This window comes from Geotalea sp. SG265 (assembly GCF_022808985.1).
Lineage (GTDB): Bacteria > Desulfobacterota > Desulfuromonadia > Geobacterales > Geobacteraceae > Geotalea.
Window position 1 is genome coordinate 281,553 of sequence record NZ_JAKZFT010000003.1, and the last position, 21,795, is coordinate 303,347.

The window sequence follows — 21,795 nt, forward strand, 5'->3', positions numbered from 1 at the left end:
AAACCAGTCCAACGACAAACAACTTCAGCCAACGGAGAGAAGAGCTTTTCAAGCAGACCCGGTCCATTTCACCTTGCCCGTCTCCTCGGTCAGAATCTCTTCCACGGCGGTGTAGGGGTCCTTCTCCCTGGTCATCATGCCGTCGATGATCTGGCGGAAGCGGCCGTTGACCTTGATGTGGGCGAAGAAATCTGAGAAGAGCCGGTCCTTGAGCAGGTCCATGAACATCGAGGCATTCCGCTCCTCCAGGAGGTGATTGATGGCGCCGGTGGAAAAGAGGAAATCCCGGTGAGCCTGGATCTCGGCCACCAGTTCCTCAATCCCCCGGTTGCACTGGGCTTCGGTTTTAAGAACCTTGGCCTGCCACTCCCCCGGCTTGGACGGTTTCATGTCGAGCATAGTCGCCAGTTCCCGGACGGTGCGCTCGGCCCCATCACGGTCAGCCTTGTTGACGACGAAAACATCGCCAATCTCCAGAATGCCTGCCTTGATGGCCTGGATATCATCCCCGAGCCCCGGCACCATGACAACAGCCGTCGTATGGGCCATGCGGACGATATCAATCTCGTCCTGGCCTACCCCCACTGTCTCGATGATGACGATATCCATCCCCATGGCGTCCATAACGTTGACCACATTGCCGGTGGATCGGGAAAGCCCTCCCAGGTGTCCCCGGGTGGCGAGACTGCGGATGAAAACACCGTCATCATCGGCATGGCGGTTCATGCGGATGCGGTCCCCGAGAATGGCCCCACCGGTAAAGGGACTGGTGGGATCAATGGCCACAACCCCAACCCGTTTGCCTGCTTTGCGGTAGGCGGCGGTCAGTTGATCCACCAGGGTCGATTTCCCGGCGCCCGGGGGGCCGGTAAGGCCGATGATGTAAGCCCGCCCCGTGTGTGGATAGAGCTTTTTCAACTCCTCCACCGAGCTTCTGAGACCGTCGTCGATATCGCGCATCAACCGTGCCGCCGAGCGAATATCCCCCTGAAGAATCTTTTCCGCCAATGACATTTATCGTACTTCCTTTTCGTTTAAGTCCCGGATTGGAAAGAGGCTGCCAAAGAGCCCAGACTCCAGGGTGCAGCCGTTTTTCAGGTCGCAATCCTCTGCGGCATTGACGGCTTTTTTGGCATAAGCGAGGGCTGATGCGGGATATGCAGCAATGCGCTCGGCAAAGGCGACGACCTCCTGCCAGAAGGTGGCGGCCGGACGGACAGCGTTCACGTACCCCATGCGCAGGGCATCTTCAGGGCCAAAAACGTCGGAGGTCATGAAGATTTCGTTGGCGAAATTCCTCCCCAGAAGCCGCGGCAGCTTTTGGGTGCCGCAGAAACCGGTCAGGATGCCGAGCTTGGCACCGGGATGGGCGAAGCGCAAGGCATCGCTGGCGATGCGCAGATCGCAAGCCAGGGAGAGGTCACAGCCTCCTCCCATGGCGATGCCGTTGAGGGCCCCGATGATCGGCTTGGGACACGATTCCATGGCGGCAAACAGGGACTGCCCCAGTTCGGCAAAGGCAAAGGCATGCTGGGAATCGAACTTGACCATCTGGCCGATGTCGGCGCCTACGGCAAATGATTCGCCTGGATACCCGGAAAGGACGATGCATGCGGCATCATCGCAGGCTTGAAGCTCGGCCAGGCCGCGCTTCAGTTCCTTGAGCATGTTGATGGTGAGCTTGTTGAACCTTGCTCCCGAGTCCATGGTCATGAAACCGACCCGGTTCTTCACTTCCAGTCGCAGTTTGTTGTACAAGGCTATATCCTCAAAAACCATAGGAGCGCCAACTGCAGCATGTATGACAATCCAGCTGCAGCTGCGCCCCTAATAAAAAGCTTCGGAACCGAAAAGTTTATTGCCGCTTGAAACCTCTTTTGCCACGAATGGAATCCTAGCCGGTAACCATGTACATTTGGATTTGGAACCCAAAGATTCAGCTGTTGCCTTTATTCGTGCACATTCGTGCTATTCGTGGCTAGACAAGAAGCCTTTAAACCCTATGCGCGGGGATGGACGTTGTTGCGCACCCAGGCGACGATGTCGTCCGTGGAGGTGCCGGGGGTGAAGACCTCTTTGATGCCTGCCGATTTCAGGCCGGGGATATCGTCATCCGGAATGACCCCGCCGCCGAAAACGACGATGTCGTCGGCCTTCTTTTCTTTGAGAATCTGGCAAACCTGGGGCAGAAGCGTGTTATGGGCACCGGAGAGGATGGAAAGACCGACACAATCCACGTCTTCCTGGATCGCCGCCGCAACGATCTGTTCCGGTGTCTGGTGGAGACCGGTGTAAATGATCTCGAAACCCGCATCCCTGAAAGCACGGGAAATGATCTTCGCTCCTCTGTCGTGTCCGTCCAGGCCGGGCTTACCCACCAGCACCCTCAATTTCCGCTCAGTCATGGCATTCTCCTTTTATCAAAATGGCTCATTCTCAACAGGAAGTAGACATACCGTTCATTGTCAGGCGGGCGTCCGCTCACCGCTGCCGCTCTGTCACGCTCTCCCGAAGCCGCGGCAGTCTCTACGCCTATTTTTCGATACCGATCCTGGCTGGCACTCCCGCCTTGTAATAATGCTTTATTTCCGTCATCTCGGTCACCAGGTCCGCCACAGCAATAATTTTCCCATGGGCATTCCTGCCGGTCAAGACCAGTTCCACCCGTTCCGGCCGGAGGGCAATCAGCTCCAGGACATCCTCCACATCAAGCAGGCCGAAGGAGACGGCTCCGTTTATCTCGTCGAGAATGACCATATCATAGCGCCCCCCCGTGAGGGCGTCCTTGGCTCTGTTCAGCGCTTCCCTGGCCAGGCGGATATCTTCGGGATCGGGATTGTCCCGGTTGACCCAACCTTCACGGCCGGTCTGGATGATGGTCAGGTAGGGGGCGAGCTTTTCGGCAGCCAGATGTTCACCATAGGGCCCTCCCCCCTTCATGAACTGGATCATGCAGACCATCAGCTCGCGGCCCACGGCACGCAGCGCCAGTCCCAGGGCCGCAGTCGTTTTCCCCTTGCAGTTGCCGGTATAGACCTGAACACAACCCCGTTCCAGTTTCATGTTATTTCCCTTTGAATTGTGCCGGACGTTTTTCAATGAAGGCGGTCATTCCTTCCTTCTGGTCTTCGGTGGCAAAACAGATGGCAAAGGCATCCCGCTCCATAAGGCACGCATTCTTCAGGTCCACATCGGCCCCGGCACCGATAATCTCCTTGGCCATCTTCAAGGAAAGCATGCCGCGGCTGCAGATGGTCTTGAGCAGAGCCGCCGCTTTTTCCAGCAGAGCGCCGTCATCATAGATCCGGTTCGCCAGCCCCATGGCGAGGGCTGCTTCCCCTTCGACCCGGTCGCCGGTAAAGATCAGCTCCTTCGCCCGCGCCTTGCCCACCAGCCGCGTCAGGCGCTGAGTGCCCCCGAAGCCGGGAATTATCCCCAGGCGGATCTCAGGAGCGGCAAAAACGGCCGAACGGGAAGCAACGATGAAGTCGCAGGCCAGCGCCAGCTCGAATCCGCCCCCCAGGGCATAGCCGTTGACGGCGGCAATGACCGGCTTGCCAAGGGATTCAATGGCAAACATGACATCCTGCCCCAGTTGGGAGAAGCGACCCGCCTCGAAGGGGGTCATGGTGCGCATGGCGTCGATATCCGCGCCGGCGCAGAAGGATGCACCGGCACCGGTAATGAGCACCCCGGCCACGGCAGCATTCTCTTTCAGCGAAGCAAAGGTGGTCAGCAGCAGCTGCAGCATTTCTCCATTTAGGCAGTTCCTGGCGGCAGGCCGGTTAAGGCTGAGTATTGCAATGTTCTCGTCGTGTTTTACCTGTACGGGGCGATTTGGCAAGGGAGACTCCAGGGTTTACAGAAAATTTCTAATGAGGCAAGGTGAAACGGCGAAAATATACCAACTACGGGCATCGGGTGTCAAGCTGATTTAAGTCCAGATAACAATATTTTATCATCAGTAAACGGATACATCAGCTGCTTTCGGCAGTAATGACATCTTGACATGTAAAAGAGCATCTGTTATTAAGTTTTGCACAACAACGGGCGATTAACTCAGCGGGAGAGTGCTACCTTCACACGGTAGAAGTCGTTGGTTCGATCCCAACATCGCCCACCAAAAATCACATGGCCAGGTTCCACAACCTGGCCATTTATTTTTTCTCCCGGTATCCCACATCCTTCGCACCAGCGACCAATTCCCAACTGAGGCAACAGCCTATTGGCCTATTGCCTTTGCCGATTTCTTTTGTTAGTTTCTCACCGGTTTGACCATTGGGCTTGCTCCCATGAAATCACTGCAAGAATGGAAAAGCGCCTATGAAAGTGGGATGGTTCGTTCGCGGCGATATCGACGGTTTTTTCGGCCTTTTTGTAGATAATCTGCTGCAGCTGATGCTGATAGCCGTTCTCTGCAGCAACGTCTGCGGAATGCCTGCAGATCTGGTTTACGGCAGGATACTTCCCGGTGCCGCCCTTTCCATCCTCTTCGGCAACGCCTTCTACACCTGGCAGGCTCGAAAGCTGGCAATGGAAAGCGGGCGAGCAGATGTCACCGCCCTTCCCTACGGCATCAACACCGTCAGTCTCATCTCCTTCATCTTTCTCATCATCGCCCCCGTCTATTTCGAGACGAAGAATGCAAACCTTGCCTGGCAGGCTGGACTCTTTGCCTGCCTCATCAGTGCCGTCCTCGAATGTATCGGCGCCTTTGTCGGCGACCGCCTGCGCAGAAACACGCCCCGTGCCGCGCTTCTGTCATCCCTGGCAGGGATCGCCATCACCTTCATTTCCATGGGCTTTGTTTTCCAGATATTCGCCATGCCGGCAATAGCGGTTATTCCTGCGTTATTCGTCGTTTTTGTTTACGGAGCACAGATCAAACTGCCGCTCGGCCTTCCGGGGGGATTCGTAGCCGTAGCAATCGGCGTGGCCTTGGGCTGGATCCTCCGACTGGCAGGCTACCCCTTCTTCCAGCCCCTTGCGGAGCCCTACCGGTTTGCCCTGCACCTGCCACAGTCCGCCCTTTCGGAAATGTTGGCCTTTCTCACCAACGGACAGGGTTGGAAGTTCCTTTCCGTAATATTCCCCATGGCCCTATTCAACCTGATCGGATCGCTCCAGAACCTGGAGAGCGCCGAAGCAGCAGGAGACAGCTATGACACCCGTTCGTCCCTGCTGGTCAACGGTTTCGGCTCCATTGTGGCTGCCTGCCTGGGAAACCCCTTCCCCACCACCATCTATATCGGCCATCCCGGCTGGAAAGCCATGGGAGCCAGGTGGGGATATTCCATCCTTAACGGTGCCGTAATCACCATACTCTGCCTGATCGGAGGAGTCACCCTGGTGCTCAAGGTGGTACCCATGGAGGCGATGATCGGTATTTTGCTCTGGATTGGTATAATCATGACCGCCCAGGCATTCCAGGAAGTGCCAAGAAAGCATAGCGTGGCTGTCGCCTTCGGACTGATACCGGCACTGGCGGCTTGGGCGCTTTTGCTCATCGAGACGGCTCTGCGCAAGGGAGGCACCAGCCTCTACGCCACCGCCCCGAAATTTGGCGGCGACCTCTATATTTACGGCATCATCTCCCTCTCCCAGGGGTTCATGCTTTCCTGCATGATCGTTTCGGCGGTGATGGTGCACGTGGTGGAGCGGGAATTTCTCAAGGCGGCTCTCTGGACAACAGTCGCCGCAGTTTTATCCTTTTTCGGCATCATCCATGCCTATATTCTGACTCCGGCCGGCGTACAGAACAATTTCGGCTTCGGCACCGCCAAAGCCTTCGCAGCCGCTTATCTCGCTGCAGCTTTGATCCTGGTGGGTCTTCATTATTACAACAGGGGCAGAGAATCGGAGACCACGGGAATAGTGGCATGATGACAAAAAAAGGGGCTGTTTCCAGCCCCCCGATCCCTACTTCTTCGCTTTTTTCGCAGCCGCCCCCACCACCTTCAGGTAAACCAGAAACAAGACGAACAACCCGGCCAAAAAGACCCCCGCAATCTGAAGCCCAAACCTGATCCCTTCCATCAACATACCCCTCTAGAAGAAATTTGAATCATATATCTATATATTTATATATGTATCTACAAAATGTAAAGCTGTTTTTATGTTTCCTGCTAAATGGCTGGCTCCAGTATAGTTTGCCCCTAATTTCAGCAGGATTTAGAATGAGGGGTGTATGAAATGTTTAACCCATATCTTCCACGTTAACCTTGCTTTTTTGGAGGTTTTCAGGTAAAAGTCGAAAGTTAAAATTCAGCAGGCATCTTTAATCCATCGAAGGGTACTTCGCTTAGTTTCAGCGGGTTTGCCTGCCCTTCCGTTCCTTCCTTCGCAGACCGGAATCCAGCAAACGCACCAGGATAGGAGATTGTGTTGAACCAGTTTCAGACCGGGAGTGACTCGGTTGGTGATCCCTCGGGATTTGCCTGCCCTGGATGGTGGTCGGCGTCCTCGCAGCCTGCAGGATGTGAATACACCATGGCCGAGGCGCTTCGCCAGGTCACCCGCCCCCTGTACGTGGTAAGAAGCGGCGACACCCTTTATGCCAGGACTGGCGGCAACGCCCTCTTCGGCTGCGAAAAGCCGGCAGGAGCGCTGCCCATTATCGGTCAGGCATCACCATGCCTGCCCGAGCGGCTGGGAGATGCGCAATTCTGCCGTGATCTCGGCATCCGCTATCCTTACATCGGTGGCTCCATGGCCAAGGGCATCAGTTCCGCAGCCATGGCCGAAGAACTGGGACGCGCCGGGATGTTCGGCTTCTTCGGCGCCGCCGGGCTTCCCTTTGCCCAGGTGGAAACCGCCGCAGACCGGCTCCTGAAGGCAGGCGTACCCTTCGGGTTCAACCTCATCCACTCTCCCCATGAGCCGGACCTGGAGGAGGCCCTTTCGCAGCTTTATTTGCAAAGGGGCATTCGCGTCATTGAGGCATCGGCCTTCCTTGCTTTAACGCTCAACCTGGTCCGCTACCGCATCCACGGCATCCATCGTGCCGCCGACGGCACCATCGTCACCCCCAACCGCATCATCGCCAAGGTTTCACGTGAAGAATTGGCGGCACGATTCCTCTCCCCTCCGCCTGAAAAACACCTGCGCCAGCTGGTTGCCGCAGGTGAGATTAACGAAGCCCAGGCCGAGCTTGCCGCGCAGATTCCCATGGCTCAGGATATTACGGCCGAAGCCGACTCCGGCGGCCACACCGACAACCGCCCGGCCATCGCCCTCTTCCCCACCATCCTCTCCCTGGCTGCCGCATACCGGGAGAAATACAAGGACATCGACCTGCGGGTCGGTCTCGGAGGAGGAATTTCGACACCTGCCGCCGCCGCTGCCGCATTTGCCATGGGCGCAGCCTACATCGTCACCGGCTCGGTCAACCAAGCCTGCGTGGAATCCGGTACCTGTGAAGAGGTGCGCAAAATGCTCGCCGAAACACGCCAGGCGGATGTGACCATGGCCCCGGCCGCCGACATGTTCGAGATGGGAGTAACGGTGCAGGTTCTGAAGCGCGGCACCATGTTCCCCATGCGGGCTGCCAGGCTCTATGAGATCTACCGCGCCTGCGGCAGCATGGAAGAAATCCCCGCCGCCGAGAGGGAAAAACTTGAACAGACCCTCTTCCGCACCACCCTGGATAAGATCTGGCAGGATACCCGGTCCTACTTCCTCCAGCGGGACCCGAGCCAGGTGGAGCGGGCCGACCGCGACCCCAAGCATCGTATGGCCCTGGTTTTCCGCTGGTACCTGGGGCAGGCGGCACACTGGGCCCGTGACGGTGAACCGACCCGCAAGATGGATTACCAGGTATGGTGCGGACCGGCAATGGGCGCCTTCAACGAATGGACTGCCGGATCGTTTTTGGAGCAGCACACCCGGCGCACGGTGGTGACGACAGCAATGAACATACTCTTCGGCGCAGCAGTCCGGACCCGGGCCGCCATGCTCAGCTGCCAGGGGATTCGCCTGACAGCTGAAGACCTGCAGATAAAGCCGTTGGAGACAGCACAGATCAAGGAGTACCTTAGGTGAAAAAGAACGACGTGAAACCGGACGCAACAGCAAGCTCACCCCTGGCCATTATCGGTATCGGCTGCCTTTTCCCCCAGGCAGAGGATCCCAATACCTACTGGTCCAATGTTGCCGAAGGAATCGACGCCATTACCGAAATTCCCGCCACCCATTGGCAGATCGCCGACTATTTCGACGGCGATCCCAAATCCCCCGACCGCACCTACGGTCGCAGGGGGGGATTCATTTCACCGGTACCCTTCAACCCCATGGAATTCAACATTCCCCCCAACATCATGGAAGCCATTGATACTTCCCAGCTGCTCGGCCTGGTGGTGGCAGGTCAGGCACTGAAGGATGCCGGCTACGGCCCGGGAAGCGACTATGACCGCAATCGCGCCAGCGTCATACTCGGCGTCACCGGCACACTGGAGCTGGTCGTACCGCTGGGGGCACGGCTCGGCCATCCCGTTTGGCGCAAGGCACTAAAGGACGCGGGGGTGGACGAAACGATCGCTGCAGACGTGGTCCAGCGCATTGCCGATTCCTATGTGGAATGGCAGGAGAATTCCTTCCCCGGCCTCCTCGGCAACGTGGTGGCAGGGCGCATCAGCAAGCACTACGACCTGGGTGGAACCAACTGCGTCGTTGACGCCGCCTGCGCCAGCTCCTTCAGCGCCCTGCATCTGGCCGCCATGGAACTGGCCTCCGGTAAGGCCGACATGGTGGTTACCGGCGGTATCGACACCTTCAACGACATCTTCATGTACATGTGCTTCAGCAAGACACCTGCCCTTTCCCCCACCGGCGATGCCAACCCCTTCGATGCCTCGGGCGACGGCACTATCCTGGGCGAAGGACTGGGCATCGTCGTCGTCAAGCGTCTTGCCGATGCGGAGCGGGACGGTGACAAGATCTACGCCGTCATTCGCGGCATCGGCTCTTCCAGCGACGGCAAGGGAGATGCCATTTACGCACCCAGTGCCGCCGGACAGAAAAAAGCCCTCATCGATGCCTATAGCAGGGCAGGTGTCACCCCTGACAGCATCGGTATGGTCGAAGCCCACGGCACCGGCACCAAGGTGGGAGATGCAGTGGAGGTTTCGGCCCTGCGCGAGGTCTACGGCGAAGCAGATACGCCCTGGTGCGCACTGGGCTCGGTCAAATCCCAGATCGGCCATACGAAGGCTTCGGCAGGAGCGGCCGGTCTCATCAAATCTGCCCTCGCCCTGCACCACAAGGTGCTTCCCCCGACCATCAAGGTGGAAAAACCACTCAAAGAAGTCACCGCAACAGGAACGCCATTCTATCTCACCACCCAAAAGCGCCCCTGGTTCTCCCATGGCGACCAACCCCGCCGCGCCGGCGTCAGCGCCTTCGGTTTCGGCGGTTCCAACTTCCATGTGGTGCTGGAAGAATACAAACCTGTCAAAGAAGCAGCAGACTGGGACGGCAACGTCCAGATCATCCCCCTTTCAGCCACCAATGCCGAGGATCTGCGAAGGGCCCTGGGCACGGTTCCCGTATCCGCCCCATGGACCGACCTGCGGGCGTTTGCGGCAAAAACCCGAACAGCCTTCGACAACAGGGCACCTTTACGCATGGCCATAGTCGTCGAACGTGGGAAGAATAACACGGCGGCCCTGGTCAGCAATGCCAAGGCAATGCTCGGCAAAAACGCAGCCGGTTCCTGGAATACCCCCGATGGCGTCTTTTTTGCCCATGGTGCAGCCCCCGGCAAAGTGGGCATGCTCTTTCCGGGCCAGGGAGCTCAATACACCGGCATGCTGCGTGATCTGGCATGTCATTTCCCGCAACTCCTGGAAATGGTTACCGCCGCCGATCAAGGCTTCAGCTCCGCTGCAGGCGGCCGTCTCTCCGACCTCATCTATCCCCCAACCCCTTTCGATGAGGGAACACGGGAGAAACAGGATGCAGCACTGCGCGCCACCGAAGCTGCCCAGCCTGCCATCGGTGCCGTCAGCGCCGGGGCTTTGAAGATTCTCCAGTCTTTCGGGCTGAATCCTGACGCCGTTGCCGGCCACAGCTATGGTGAGCTCACCGCCCTTTATGCGGCGGGACGTATGGACGATAAAGCACTCCACCAGCTGTCACGCCTGCGTGGCCGACTCATGGGAGAGACAAAAGGGGAAAAGGGGAGCATGCTGGCCGTCTCGGCACCCATTGCAGCCATTGAGCAACTGCTGGCCGAGGAGCAGATCGACCTGGTTCTGGCCAACCGCAACGCGCCAACCCAGGGGGTGCTCTCTGGTAAAAGCGCGGAAATTGACCGGGCGGCGGATATTCTCGCCGGTCGCGGCATCTCCTGCAAAAAGATCCCTGTTGCTGCAGCGTTCCATAGCCCCCTTGTCGCCGATGCAGCGGTTCCCTTTCAGAAGGAGCTGGCTTCCGTCACCCTGGCTCCCCCTCGCATTCCGGTGTACGCCAACACCACCGCTGCCGAATACCCCGCCGATGCAGGTGCAGCCAGGAAGTTGCTGGCAGAACAGCTGGCCAATCCGGTTCAGTTTGTCGCCGAGATAGAAGCCATGCATGCAGCAGGCATCCGCACTTTTGTGGAAGTGGGCCCCGGCTCCAGGCTGACGGGACTGGTCAAGGCCATCCTCGGTGACAGGGAGCACCTGGCTGTCGCCATTGATTCATCAAACGGCAAACGTTCCGGCATCGCCGATCTGGCCAGGCTCCTGGCCCAGCTGGCTGTGCTGGGTTATACGGTGCGCCTCCCCCTGTGGGATGAGAGCTTTCAGCCGCCGGTGGAAACCGGCAAAAAACCGGCCATGACCGTCCCCATCTGCGGCGCCAATTACGTGAAGCCGAAAGCAAAACGGCCACCACTACCCCGTCCGGCTGCCGCAGCCGTTGCGCAACCTGTCCAGCCGCAGCCTTTGCCGACAGCGCCTTCCCAGCCCCAGATGTCGGTAGCCTCAGCTGCCCCAGTATCCGCTCAACCAGAGGTCCTCGCCCAGTCCCTGCAGGTCACCCGCGACAGCCTGGCGGTACTGCAGAAAATGCAGGAAGAGACAGCCCAACTCCATCGCCGCTTTCTGGAAGGACAGGAGGCAGCCAACCGAACTTTTCAGGCCCTGCTGGAGCAGCAACAGCGCCTTGTTCAGGGTTCCATCATACCTCTTTCCTCACAGGCCATACCTGCCGCCGTGCCAGCAGCGGTCCAGCAGCCCGCAGCCATACCCGCATTCAAGTCAGTCGCCCCCCCAGCTCCGGCACCGGCTCCTGCTGTTGCCCCTGCGCCGGCACCGGCCGCAGCGGCAACGGACCGCACCGCGGATGCCCTCCTGGCCGTAGTCAGCGAAAAAACCGGCTATCCGGTGGAGATGCTGGAAATGGACATGGGCATGGACGCCGATCTGGGCATCGATTCCATCAAGCGGGTGGAGATCCTCTCCGCTATCCAGGAGCGCCTCCCCGGCGCACCGGTCATCGATCCCGAACACCTGGGGACCCTGCGCACCCTGGGGGACATCGCCTCGTACCTAGGGGTGGGAGCCCCTGGTACTGCGCCTGCACAACAGTGCACCACATCTATCCCTGCATCCTCTCCTGCCGGCAACGGCAAGGTAGCCGAAACCCTGCTGGCCGTGGTCAGCGAGAAGACCGGCTATCCTGTCGAGATGCTGGAAATGGAGATGGGCATGGATGCCGATCTGGGCATCGACTCCATCAAACGGGTGGAGATCCTCTCCGCCATCCAGGAACGCCTTCCCGGCGCACCGGCCATCGGGCCGGAACACCTGGGGACCCTGCGCACACTCGGGGACATTGCCGCCTATCTTGGTGCCGGATCAGCCGTTGCCGCACCCGGCACCTCTGCAGCAGCCGCCACATCGGTTGCCAGCAACGTAGCCGGGATACTGCTTGCAGTGGTAAGCGAGAAAACAGGCTATCCCGTGGAGATGCTGGAAATGGAGATGGGCATGGATGCCGACCTGGGCATCGATTCCATCAAGCGGGTCGAGATACTCTCTGCCATCCAGGAACGCCTCCCCGGCGCACCGGTCATCGGTCCAGAGCACCTTGGGACCCTGCGCACCCTGGGGGACATCGCCGCCTATCTTGGGCAGGGATCTGCACCCGCACCGGCAACTCTTTCACCGGCGGCATCCGCCGCGGCCCAGCCCGCCGATGACATAGCCCAGATGCTGCTCACTGTGGTGAGCGAGAAGACCGGCTATCCCGTGGAGATGCTGGAGATGGAAATGGGGCTGGATGCCGACCTGGGCATCGATTCCATCAAACGGGTCGAGATACTCTCCACCATCCAGGAACGACTCCCCGGCGCACCGGTCATCGGCCCTGAACACCTTGGGACATTGAAAACCCTGGGGGAGATCGCAGGGCACCTGGCCGGTACCCGTGGCGACAGCAGGCCTGCTCCCGTCGCCGAAACGGTGTCTCCGTCACCCGCTGAGGCGGCCAAGGCGGTGGAACCTGAGATATGTCGCAGCACCATAGTTCCCGTGGAGTTACCGGAGACTGGGGATGGAGAAAAACTGGAACCCCCTACCGACGGCGAATTCTGGGTCACCGACGACGGTTCACCCTTCACCGCAGAGCTTTGCACCATGCTCTTCCGTCGCGGGTACACGGTCCGCAGGATCAGCAACCATGAGCATCACGAAATATCCGCACCGGCCAAACTTGCCGGTCTGGTAATCTCCGCACCCGTTTCAGGGACCGACGGCCAGTTCCTGGAAAATTCCTTCATGCTCCTGAAGAGCGCCGCCCCTGCCCTGCGCAAGGGAAGCGAAGAGGGCACGGCCCTTTTCGCCACAATCTCCAGCCTGGATGGCGCCTTCGGTTGCAGTTCGGGAATGGAAATCGCCGATCCACTCTCCGGCGGACTTGCCGGATTTACCAAGACAGCAGCACGGGAATGGCCGGAGGTTGTCTGCAAGGCCATTGATGTGGCGGGCTTCAGTGATCCTTCGGCCATGGCCGGCGCTGTCGCAGGGGAATTGTTCCGCATGGGGCCGGTGGAGGTTGGGCTCACCCCGGAAGAACGGGTGACGCTCCAGCTTTCTGAAGCTTCAGCCATGGAAACGGTTTCGACTCCCCTGCGCCCAGGGGAGGTAGTTGTCATCACCGGCGGCGGCAGAGGCGTGACCGCCGAAACCGCCATTGCCCTGAGCCAGGCATACCGCCCCTTCCTGGTCCTTCTTGGCAGAAGCCCGGAACCTGCCGAGGAACCCTCCTGGCTGACCCCATTGACCGAAGAAGCCCAGATCAAGAAGGGTATCATCGAGCAGGCGGGAGGAAAACTCCATCCCCGTGATATCGAGGAACGCTACCGGGCTGTCCTGGCCGGCCGGGAGCTGCGTTCCACCCTGGCCCGCATCGAGGCGGCCGGCGGCACGGCAGTTTATCACACGGTGGATATCCGCGATGCCGGGACTGTCAGGAACCTCCTCAATGGAATCAGGCAGCAGCACGGCCCGATCCGCGGCATTGTTCACGGAGCTGGGGTGCTGGCAGACCGGCTGATCGTCGATAAATCGCTGGAGCAATATGCCGCGGTTTACGGCACCAAGGTGGAAGGCCTGCAATCCCTGCTGGCTGCCACCGCAGAAGACGAACTCCGCTTCCTGGCCTTCTTCTCCTCCACCACCGGACGCTTCGGCCGCATCGGCCAGGTGGATTACGCGGTGGCCAACGAGGTACTCAACAAGCTGGCCCAGGCCGAGATGCGCAAGCGCCCCGGATGCAGGGTAGTGGCCATCAACTGGGGGCCGTGGGACGGGGGCATGGTCACCCCTTCCCTGAAAAGAGTCTTTGCCGGTGAGGGAATAGGCCTGATCGGTCTCGCCGCCGGTGGCGATTTCCTCGTTCGCGAGGTGGCTGCAATGGGAGCGCCCGTGGAGATCATTGCCATCGCCGGCGCTGCCGGAGAGCTATCCGCCATTGCGCCCCCACCCGGGTCCCAGGCACTGCCGGAGGCCTTCACCCTCAATCTGACCATCGACGAATACCCGTTCCTCCGCTCCCATGTCCTTGACGGCAAGGCGGTGCTTCCCATGGCGGTGATCGTCGAGTGGCTTGCCCACGGTGCCCTCCACGGCAACCCCGGGCTGCGCTTCCATGGCTTCAACGACTTGCGCATCTGCAAAGGTGTTATCTTTGAGCAGGGGGCACCTTGCACCCTGCATTTTCTCGCCGGCAAGGCACAGAAACGGGACTCCTTCTACCTGGTGCCTGTTGAACTGACAAGTGCCACGACAGAAGGGAAAAACATCCTTCACGCCCGGGCGGAGATCGTCTTGGCCGGCCGCCTGCCAGAGGGAATCCGTTCCATCATCGAAATTCCGTCCACCCCCTATGAGCCGAAAAACGGCCGTATCTACGACACGGAACGCCTCTTCCACGGCCCCGAACTGCACGGCATCGAGCAGGTGATAGGCTGCTCCACCAAGGGTATTGCCGCCACCGTCAAGGGTGCGCCCTCACCCGCCGCCTGGATCAGCCACCCCCTGCGCAGCGCCTGGCTTACCGACCCGCTGGTCATGGACAGCGCCTTCCAGCTCATGATCCTCTGGTCCTTCGAACGTTTCGGCGCCGGCTCCCTCCCCTGCTTTGCCGGCCGCTATCGCCAGTATGTGGACAGCTTCCCCGCCGAAGGGGTCCAGATCGTAGTGCGAGTGACGGAAGAGCGGAAGAATAGCGCCACTGCCGACATGGAATTCCACGACCGACATTCCGGCAAGCTTGTGGCACGCCTCGAAGGATACGAGTGCATTATCGACCCGTCCCTGAAACAGGCCTTCCAGCGTAACCAGCTCCAGGAAACGGGCGGATTCCGGTTGGGAGCAGCCTGATAATGCAGCAGAAACCTTCCGTTGCAATTGTCGGCATCGGCGCCCTCTTTCCCGACGCGCCCGATCTGGAGCATTACTGGGAAAATATCCGTACCGGCCACACCTCCGCCAGGGAGGTGCCTGCAGGGAGGTGGCATGTCCCTGCCGACTCTGTCTTCGATCCGACCCCCGGCAAAACGGACCGGGTCTATTCCCGGCGTGGCTGTTTCATCGAGAAACTCCCTCCCCTCGCACTGCTCGATGGCATCGCCCTAGATCCGGGCCTGGTCGCCGGTCTCGACCCACTTTTCCAGCTGCTGCTTCATACGGGCAAAAGGGCATTCGACGACGCCATCACCGCTCCCCTGGACCGCTCCAGGGTCGGCGTCATCATCGGCAACCTGGCACTTCCCACCGAAACCACCGCCGGATTGACCCGGGCCTGGTTGGGCAGAACCTTTGAAGAAAGGCTTCTCGGACACTCCAGTATCCCTGCAGATATAGATCCCATCAACCGCTATTCAGCCGGGCTTCCGGCTGGACTTCTGGCCCATGCCCTTGGTCTTGGCGGCGGCAGCTGTACCCTGGACGCCGCCTGCGCCAGCTCCATCTATGCCATCAAACTTGCCGTGGATGAGCTCCTTTCCGGCCGCGCCGATGCCATGCTCACCGGTGGCGTTTCCCGCCCTGACCCCCTCTTTACCCAGATGGGCTTTTCCCAGCTCCGCGCCCTCTCCAAGCGCGGTACCTGCTCACCCTTCGATGCCGCGGCCGATGGTCTGGTGGTCGGCGAAGGGGCAGGCATCTTCCTCCTGAAGCGGACGGAGGATGCCGTGGCCCATGGCGACCATATCTACGGCATAATCAGGGGAGTAGGTCTCTCCAATGACGTGGGCGGGAGCCTGCTGGCGCCCCTCTCCGAGGGACAGCTGCGGGCCATGCGGGCTGCCTATGCCGATACGGGCTGGAACCCCCAGGATGTGGACCTCATCGAGTGCCATGCCACCGGCACCGCCATAGGAGACGCCACTGAATTCGCCAGTCTGCAGGAACTCTGGGGAGATGTCCACCCGGCAGACAGGACCTGCGTCATCGGATCCGTCAAATCCAATATCGGCCACCTTTTGACAGCGGCAGGGGCAGCCGCCCTGACCAAGGTGCTTCTGGCCATGAAGGAAGGGATGCTGCCCCCCACCGCCGGTTTTTCCAATCCTCCGGCAGCCATAGATCTTGAGCAGAGCCCGTTCCGCGTTCTCGCAACCGCCATTCCCTGGGTACGACGGGGTGAAGGGATTCCTCGCCGGGCCGCTGTCAGCGCCTTCGGTTTCGGCGGCATCAATGGCCATCTCCTGGTGGAGGAATGGCTGCCCGATCAGGGGAAGGTTTCCCAGCCCCTTGCCGTCAGGTCTGATTCGGCGACTGAGGCGACCGATATTGCCGTTGTCGGCATTGACGCCCGGTTCGGCCCATGGCAGTCACTGGATAAATTTACCCAACGGGTATTAGGCGGCGACGGCGGCACGGTGCCGGTCCCTCCCCAGCGCTGGTGGGGAGCGGAAAAGAGCGCTTGGTTCAAGAACGAAGAGCTGGATCATACCCGGTTCAAGGGCTTTTTCATGGACGAATTTGCCGTGGCCGCCGACCAATTCCGCATCCCACCACTGGAAATGGCGGAAATGCTGCCCCAGCAGCTTCTCATGCTGCAGGTGGCCGCAGCGGCCATGGCCGACGCCGGTCTTGGCCGGGAGGGCAATGATCGGACGGCGGTCCTCATCGGCATCGCCCTGGATCTGAACAGCACCAATTTCAGCTTCCGCTGGTCCATTGGGGAAGAAGCACCACACTGGCAGCGGGAATTGGGCAGAGAACTCACCCCCGCCGAACTGGAAGCATGGGCCGCCAAATTGCGCGAGGCTGCCGGACCGCCACTCACCGCCAACCGCACTATGGGTGCCCTGGGAAACATCGTTGCCAGCCGCATTGCCCGTGAGTTCAAGGTCGGCGGTCCCAGTTTCACCATCTCCAACGAAGAAGGCTCCGGCATCAGGGCACTGGAAGCTGCGGTGCGGCTGCTTTGCGCCGGTCAGATCGATCGGGCACTGGTGGGTGCCGTTGATTTTGCCGGAGACCTGCGTGCCGTCCTCGGCCACCACTCCCGCCGTCCCTTCAACCAATCCGGCCTTGGAGCCCCCCTCGACGAAAGTTCTTCCGGCAGCATCATCGGCGAAGGAGCCTCGGCAGTGGTGCTCAAGCGCCTGAAGGATGCCCTGCAGGACGGTGACCGCATCTATGCCGTCATCAAAGGTATCGGCAGAGCCGGTGGCGGCATCGTCAACCCTGGCGAAAACGTCTACAGAACCGCCATGGAGCGGGCCTATACCTCGTCGGGTCTGGAACCGGGCAGCATCGGCCTTTTGGAAGCTGTTGGCAGCGGCAATCCACCGGACGATCGCATGGAGGCTCAGACTCTTGCCCGCTTCTTTGACGACAATGAGCGCCGTCACTGCGCCGTTACGTCAGTCATGGCAGACATAGGCCATTGCGGCGCCGCCTCGGGACTTGCCTCCTTCGTCCGGAGCTGTCTTGCCCTCCATCACGAGACTATCCCCCCCTGCCGTGGTGTCGAAACGCCGTTACCTGAGCTGTCAGGCAGCGGATCGCTTCACATTCCCCGTGCCCCACGTTACTGGCTGCGCAACCGGGCAGAGGGGCCCCGCCGGGCCGGGATCAGCACCTTCGGCGTGGACGGCACCTGTAGCCACGTGATTCTGGAAGGTTGGGAGTCGGTACCCCAGCGCTTCCAGGCCGAACGTCGGGCGCCATTGGGCCCAGCCGATGAATCGCTATTTGTCATCACCGGAAACAACCGTGGCGAATTGGTTCAGGGGCTGGATCAACTGGGCCTCCTCAGCGAAGGGCATAAATTCGACCTGGACGGGCTTGCCTTGGAATGGCAGGATTGTGGCGATGCCACGAAAAGCCTTGCCGTAAGCATTGTGGCGAGGAACTTCGATGAGTTGACAGCCCTGATCGACCAGGGGAGAGCAGTCGTTGCCGGCGATACCGCATCCACTGCCCAGATGCACCCTCTGTTGCGCGACAGGCTATTCTTTTCCCCCAAGCCTATCGGTCCCGATGGCAAGGTCGCCTTCGTCTTTCCCGGCTCGGGCAACCACTATCCCGGCATGGGCATGGAGCTCTCCGTCGCATGGCCTGAGATATTCCGCCGCCAGGACGCCGCCAACCTCTACCTGCGCAACCAGTTCCAGCCGGGATACTTCTGGAACGGCGCACCGGCGGATGAGATCAACAATAATCACGAGGCGGTCATTTTCGGCCAAGTGGCAACCGGTGTCGCCGTCAGCGACATCGTCCGCACCTTCGGTGTCGAGCCGACCTCCGTCATCGGCTACAGCCTGGGGGAATCGGCAGCCCTCTTCGCCCTGGGCGCCTGGCATGCCCGGGACGAGATGCTGCAGCGCATGCACAACTCGACCCTCTTTACCCGGGATTTGGCCGGCGAATGCCGCGCCGCCGCCCGTGCCTGGGGTCTAGGCGAAGGAAAGGAAGTGGAATGGAGCATCGGTGTCGTCGAAGCAACGGCCAAGGATGTGCGCCGGGCTCTCCGTTCCACCCGGCGGGTCTATCTACTCATTGTCAACACCCCCGACGAGTGCGTCATCGGCGGTGATGCCAAGGCGGTCAAGCGCCTGGTCGCCATGCTGGAATGCCGCTTCTACCCACTGCAGGGCGTCACCACGGTCCACTGCGAAGTGGCGAAGCAAGTTGCAGAGGCCTACCGCGACCTGCACCTCTTCAAGACGACCCCACCGGAAGGCATAACCTTTTACAGTGGCGCCAAAGGCACGTCCTATGCCGTTACCCGCGCCAGTGCCGCCGATTCCATCCTGGCCCAGGCGGTGGACGGCATCGATTTTCCTGCCGTCATCGAAGATGCCTATGGGACCGGTGTCCGCTACTTCCTGGAAATGGGGCCTGGCAGTTCCTGCAGCAGGATGATCGGGCGCATCCTGGGGGAACGCCCGCACCTGGCGCGATCCGCCTGCTTTTCCGGCATTGAGGGAACATCTGCGATTCTCCGCCTGCTGGCCCAGCTCATTGCCGAGCGGCTTCCGGTTGATCTGGCCCCACTCCGCAGAGAACGGGAATCAGTCATCACGGTAAAAGCCGCGGGAAGGGAATTTGCAGTTGTTATGGCCAATAAGCCCTTTGAACCGCCGAAACCTGCTGCAACCATGTCTACAGTTCAGCCTGCAATGCCCCCTCTCCTTCGCCCCTTCCCACCAGAAGAGGGGAAAGTAGTGGTACCCACCATGGCAACAGTCCCTTTGAATGCATCTGTGGAGGTATCGACAACCGCTGCACTCCCTGCCGGCACGGCTCAGGCGTCGATCTCCGATCCGCTCATGGAAGCCTTTGCCGCAGCACAGCAGGCACAGCTGCAGGCCCATGATGCCTATCTGAAAATTTCCAGCAGTTTCAGCCGGACCATGGCCGACACACTGGCGCTGCAGCTTTCCGTGCAGAGCGGGCTGGCCGCAGCCGGTATTGCCTTTGGCAGCGTTTCCCCAGCCGCTCAGGCACCGGTCACTGCCCCTCCAGCCGGGCCAAAGCCGGTCTTTGACCGGGAAATGTGCCTGGAGTTCGCCCGTGGCCTGGCGGGACGCATGCTCGGCCCGGCCTTTGCCGAAGCCGACACCTTCCCGACCCGGGTCCGCCTCCCTGATGAGCCGCTGATGCTGGTGGACCGGATCATGGCCCTGGAGGGGGAAGCAAAATCCATGACCCGTGGCCGTGTCGTTACCGAGCACGATGTCCATGCCGGCGCCTGGTACCTGGACGGGGGGCGCATCCCCACCTGCATTGCCGTCGAAGCGGGCCAGGCCGACCTCTTCCTTTCCGGCTACCTGGGCATCGACTTCATCACCAGGGGTCTTGCCGTCTATCGGCTCCTGGATGCTGTGGTCACCTTTCATCGCGAACTGCCGGTCCCTGGGGAAACCATCCATTATGACATCCGCATCGAGCGCTTCTTTCGCCAGGGAGAGACCTACCTGTTCCGCTTCCATTTTGACGCCACCGTCGATGGAAAGCCGCTCCTCACCATGCGTGACGGCTGCGCCGGCTTCTTTACCACGGCGGAACTGGCAGCAGGCAAGGGGATCGTCAAGGGGGCCATTGACCTGCGCCCCCAGGCGGGCAAGCGACCGGCCGACTGGGTCGAACTGGTGCCCATGGCACGGGAATCCTACGATGCCCATAAGCTGGAGCGGTTGCGCAGCGGCGATCTGGCCGGGTGTTTCGGCTCGCTCTTCAGTAATCTTGCCGTCCGCAATCCCTTGACCATCCCGGGCGGGCGGATGCAGCTGGTCCACCGGGTCATGGAGCTGGATCCCACCGGCGGCCGGTACGGACTGGGGATGATCCGCGCCGAAGCGGACATCCATGCCGATGACTGGTTCATCACCTGCCACTTCGTCGATGACCGGGTCATGCCCGGTACCCTCATGTACGAGTGCTGCCTCCACACCCTGCGCATCTATCTCTTGCGCATGGGCTGGATAGCCGAAGCGGTTGACGCAGCATGGGAACCGGTGCCGGAGGTGGCCAGCCGTCTCTGCTGCCGCGGTCAGGTCCTGGAAACAACCAGGATCGCCACCTATGAGATCACCATCCGCGAGCTGGGCTACCGTCCTGAACCGTACGCCATCGTCGATGCCCTCATGTATGCCGACGGCAGGCCGATCGTGGAGATCACCAGCATGTCTGTGCGCTTGAGCGGGACGAATAAAGAAAAGCTGTTGGCGTTGTGGCAGGGGAAGGCCGAATCTCCTGCAGGAACAGTAAAACCCGCCATTTACACCAAAGAACAGATCCTTGCCTACAGCAACGGCAAGCCGTCGGAAGGCTTCGGCGAGCGCTACCGGATCTTCGACAGCGAGCGAAAAATTGCTCGCCTCCCCGGCCCCCCCTTCCAATTCATGGACCGGGTCACTGCTGTACGCGGCGAGCCCTGGGTGATGGCGGCAGGTGCCATGGCCGAAGCCCAATACGATGTTCCCGCCGACGCATGGTACTTTGCTGCGGAACGTCAGCCTCTCATGCCCTTCTGCGTGCTGCTGGAAGCGGCCCTTCAGCCCTGCGGCTGGCTGGCGGCCTACGTGGGCTCGGCGCTGAACAGCCCCACCGACATCTCCTTCCGCAACCTGGGTGGCACCGCCATCCAACACCGTCCGGTCACCCCCGCGAGCGGGACCCTGACGGCATCGGCCACCATGACCAAAGTTGCCACCAGCGGCGGCATGATCATCCAGGAGTTCGACTTCCGCGTTGCCGATGACAAGGGGATCATTTACGAAGGGGAGACCATGTTCGGCTTCTTCTCCAAGGAAGCCCTGGCCAACCAGGTGGGCATCCGTGACGCTGCTGTCTACCAGCCGACCATCCATGAGGAACAGCGGGGCAGGAGCCTGCCCTATCCTGAAACGGCGCCATTCCCGGAGAAGATGCTGCGCATGATCGACCAGGTCGATCTCTTCGTCCCCGATGGTGGCCCCAAAGGGCTTGGTTACATCCGCGGCATCAAGCATGTGGACCCCGAAGAGTGGTTCTTCAAGGCCCATTTCTACCAGGACCCGGTGACACCGGGTTCCCTGGGGCTGGAGTCGTTCCTGCAGCTACTGAAGTTTGTGGCTGTCGAGCGTTGGGGCTGGCACAACGGTGAGACGGTGGCGGTCATTGCCTTGGGGCAGAGGCATAAATGGCTCTATCGCGGGCAGGTGGTGCCGACCAACAGCAGAGCCACCGTCCAGGCCTGGATCACTGCGGTAGACGACGAGAAACGGACCCTGACCGCCGACGGTTTCCTGTCAGTGGACGGCAAAATTATTTATCAGATGAACGATTTCACGGTAAGACACGGGTAAGG

At 60.4% G+C, this 21,795-nt stretch carries 9 protein-coding genes and 1 tRNA gene; 5 read left to right on the forward strand and 5 right to left on the reverse strand.

Going from position 1 to position 21,795, the window contains the following annotated elements; translation table 11 throughout:
- Positions 1-48: 48 nt before the first annotated feature.
- From meaB to ML541_RS05575, 5 genes are all read right to left on the reverse strand, one after another.
- Positions 49-1,014 (reverse strand): methylmalonyl Co-A mutase-associated GTPase MeaB, encoded by a 966-nt coding sequence (meaB, locus tag ML541_RS05555; protein WP_243371517.1) that lies wholly within the window; start codon positions 1,012-1,014, stop codon positions 49-51.
- Positions 1,015-1,758 carry an enoyl-CoA hydratase/isomerase family protein gene (locus ML541_RS05560; RefSeq protein ID WP_243371519.1) on the reverse strand — a complete coding sequence of 248 codons (744 nt, stop codon included), beginning with the start codon at positions 1,756-1,758 and terminating at the stop codon, positions 1,015-1,017.
- Between the two features lie 242 nt (positions 1,759-2,000).
- Positions 2,001-2,405: a cobalamin B12-binding domain-containing protein gene (locus tag ML541_RS05565; protein WP_243371521.1), complete on the reverse strand. Its 405-nt coding sequence runs from the start codon at positions 2,403-2,405 to the stop codon at positions 2,001-2,003.
- Between the two features lie 127 nt (positions 2,406-2,532).
- Positions 2,533-3,063: a cob(I)yrinic acid a,c-diamide adenosyltransferase gene (gene cobO, locus ML541_RS05570; protein ID WP_243371523.1), complete on the reverse strand. Its 531-nt coding sequence runs from the start codon at positions 3,061-3,063 to the stop codon at positions 2,533-2,535.
- Position 3,064: 1 nt separating this feature from the next.
- The gene (locus ML541_RS05575; RefSeq protein ID WP_243371525.1) at positions 3,065-3,844 is read right to left on the reverse strand and encodes an enoyl-CoA hydratase-related protein; all 780 of its coding nucleotides are present in this window, start codon (positions 3,842-3,844) and stop codon (positions 3,065-3,067) included.
- 204 nt (positions 3,845-4,048) lie between these two features.
- On the opposite strand from ML541_RS05575, the gene ML541_RS05580 reads away from it, so the two are divergent.
- From ML541_RS05580 to ML541_RS05600, 5 genes are all read left to right on the forward strand, one after another.
- A tRNA-Val gene (locus ML541_RS05580) sits at positions 4,049-4,123 on the forward strand.
- 200 nt (positions 4,124-4,323) lie between these two features.
- Positions 4,324-5,883 (forward strand): NCS2 family permease, encoded by a 1,560-nt coding sequence (locus tag ML541_RS05585; RefSeq protein WP_243371527.1) that lies wholly within the window; start codon positions 4,324-4,326, stop codon positions 5,881-5,883.
- A 606-nt stretch (positions 5,884-6,489) separates the two neighbouring features.
- Positions 6,490-8,040 carry a PfaD family polyunsaturated fatty acid/polyketide biosynthesis protein gene (locus ML541_RS05590; protein WP_243371529.1) on the forward strand — a complete coding sequence of 517 codons (1,551 nt, stop codon included), beginning with the start codon at positions 6,490-6,492 and terminating at the stop codon, positions 8,038-8,040.
- Positions 8,037-14,867 (forward strand): type I polyketide synthase, encoded by a 6,831-nt coding sequence (locus ML541_RS05595; RefSeq protein WP_243371531.1) that lies wholly within the window; start codon positions 8,037-8,039, stop codon positions 14,865-14,867. The genes ML541_RS05590 and ML541_RS05595 overlap by 4 nt, the downstream gene beginning before the upstream one ends.
- Positions 14,868-14,869: 2 nt before the next feature.
- Entirely contained in the window at positions 14,870-21,793 is a 6,924-nt protein-coding gene (locus ML541_RS05600) for a type I polyketide synthase (RefSeq protein ID WP_243371533.1), read from the forward strand.
- Positions 21,794-21,795: the final 2 nt, after the last annotated feature.

Excerpts from the sequence above, each read along its gene's own strand:
- meaB (WP_243371517.1), bottom strand. The coding sequence starts at position 1,014 with ATGTCATTGGCGGAAAAGATTCTTCAGGGGGATATTCGCTCGGCGGCA.
- ML541_RS05565 (WP_243371521.1), bottom strand. The coding sequence starts at position 2,405 with ATGACTGAGCGGAAATTGAGGGTGCTGGTGGGTAAGCCCGGCCTGGAC.
- cobO (WP_243371523.1), bottom strand. The coding sequence starts at position 3,063 with ATGAAACTGGAACGGGGTTGTGTTCAGGTCTATACCGGCAACTGCAAG.
- ML541_RS05585 (WP_243371527.1), top strand. The coding sequence starts at position 4,324 with ATGAAAGTGGGATGGTTCGTTCGCGGCGATATCGACGGTTTTTTCGGC.
- ML541_RS05590 (WP_243371529.1), top strand. The coding sequence starts at position 6,490 with ATGGCCGAGGCGCTTCGCCAGGTCACCCGCCCCCTGTACGTGGTAAGA.
- ML541_RS05600 (WP_243371533.1), top strand. The coding sequence starts at position 14,870 with ATGCAGCAGAAACCTTCCGTTGCAATTGTCGGCATCGGCGCCCTCTTT.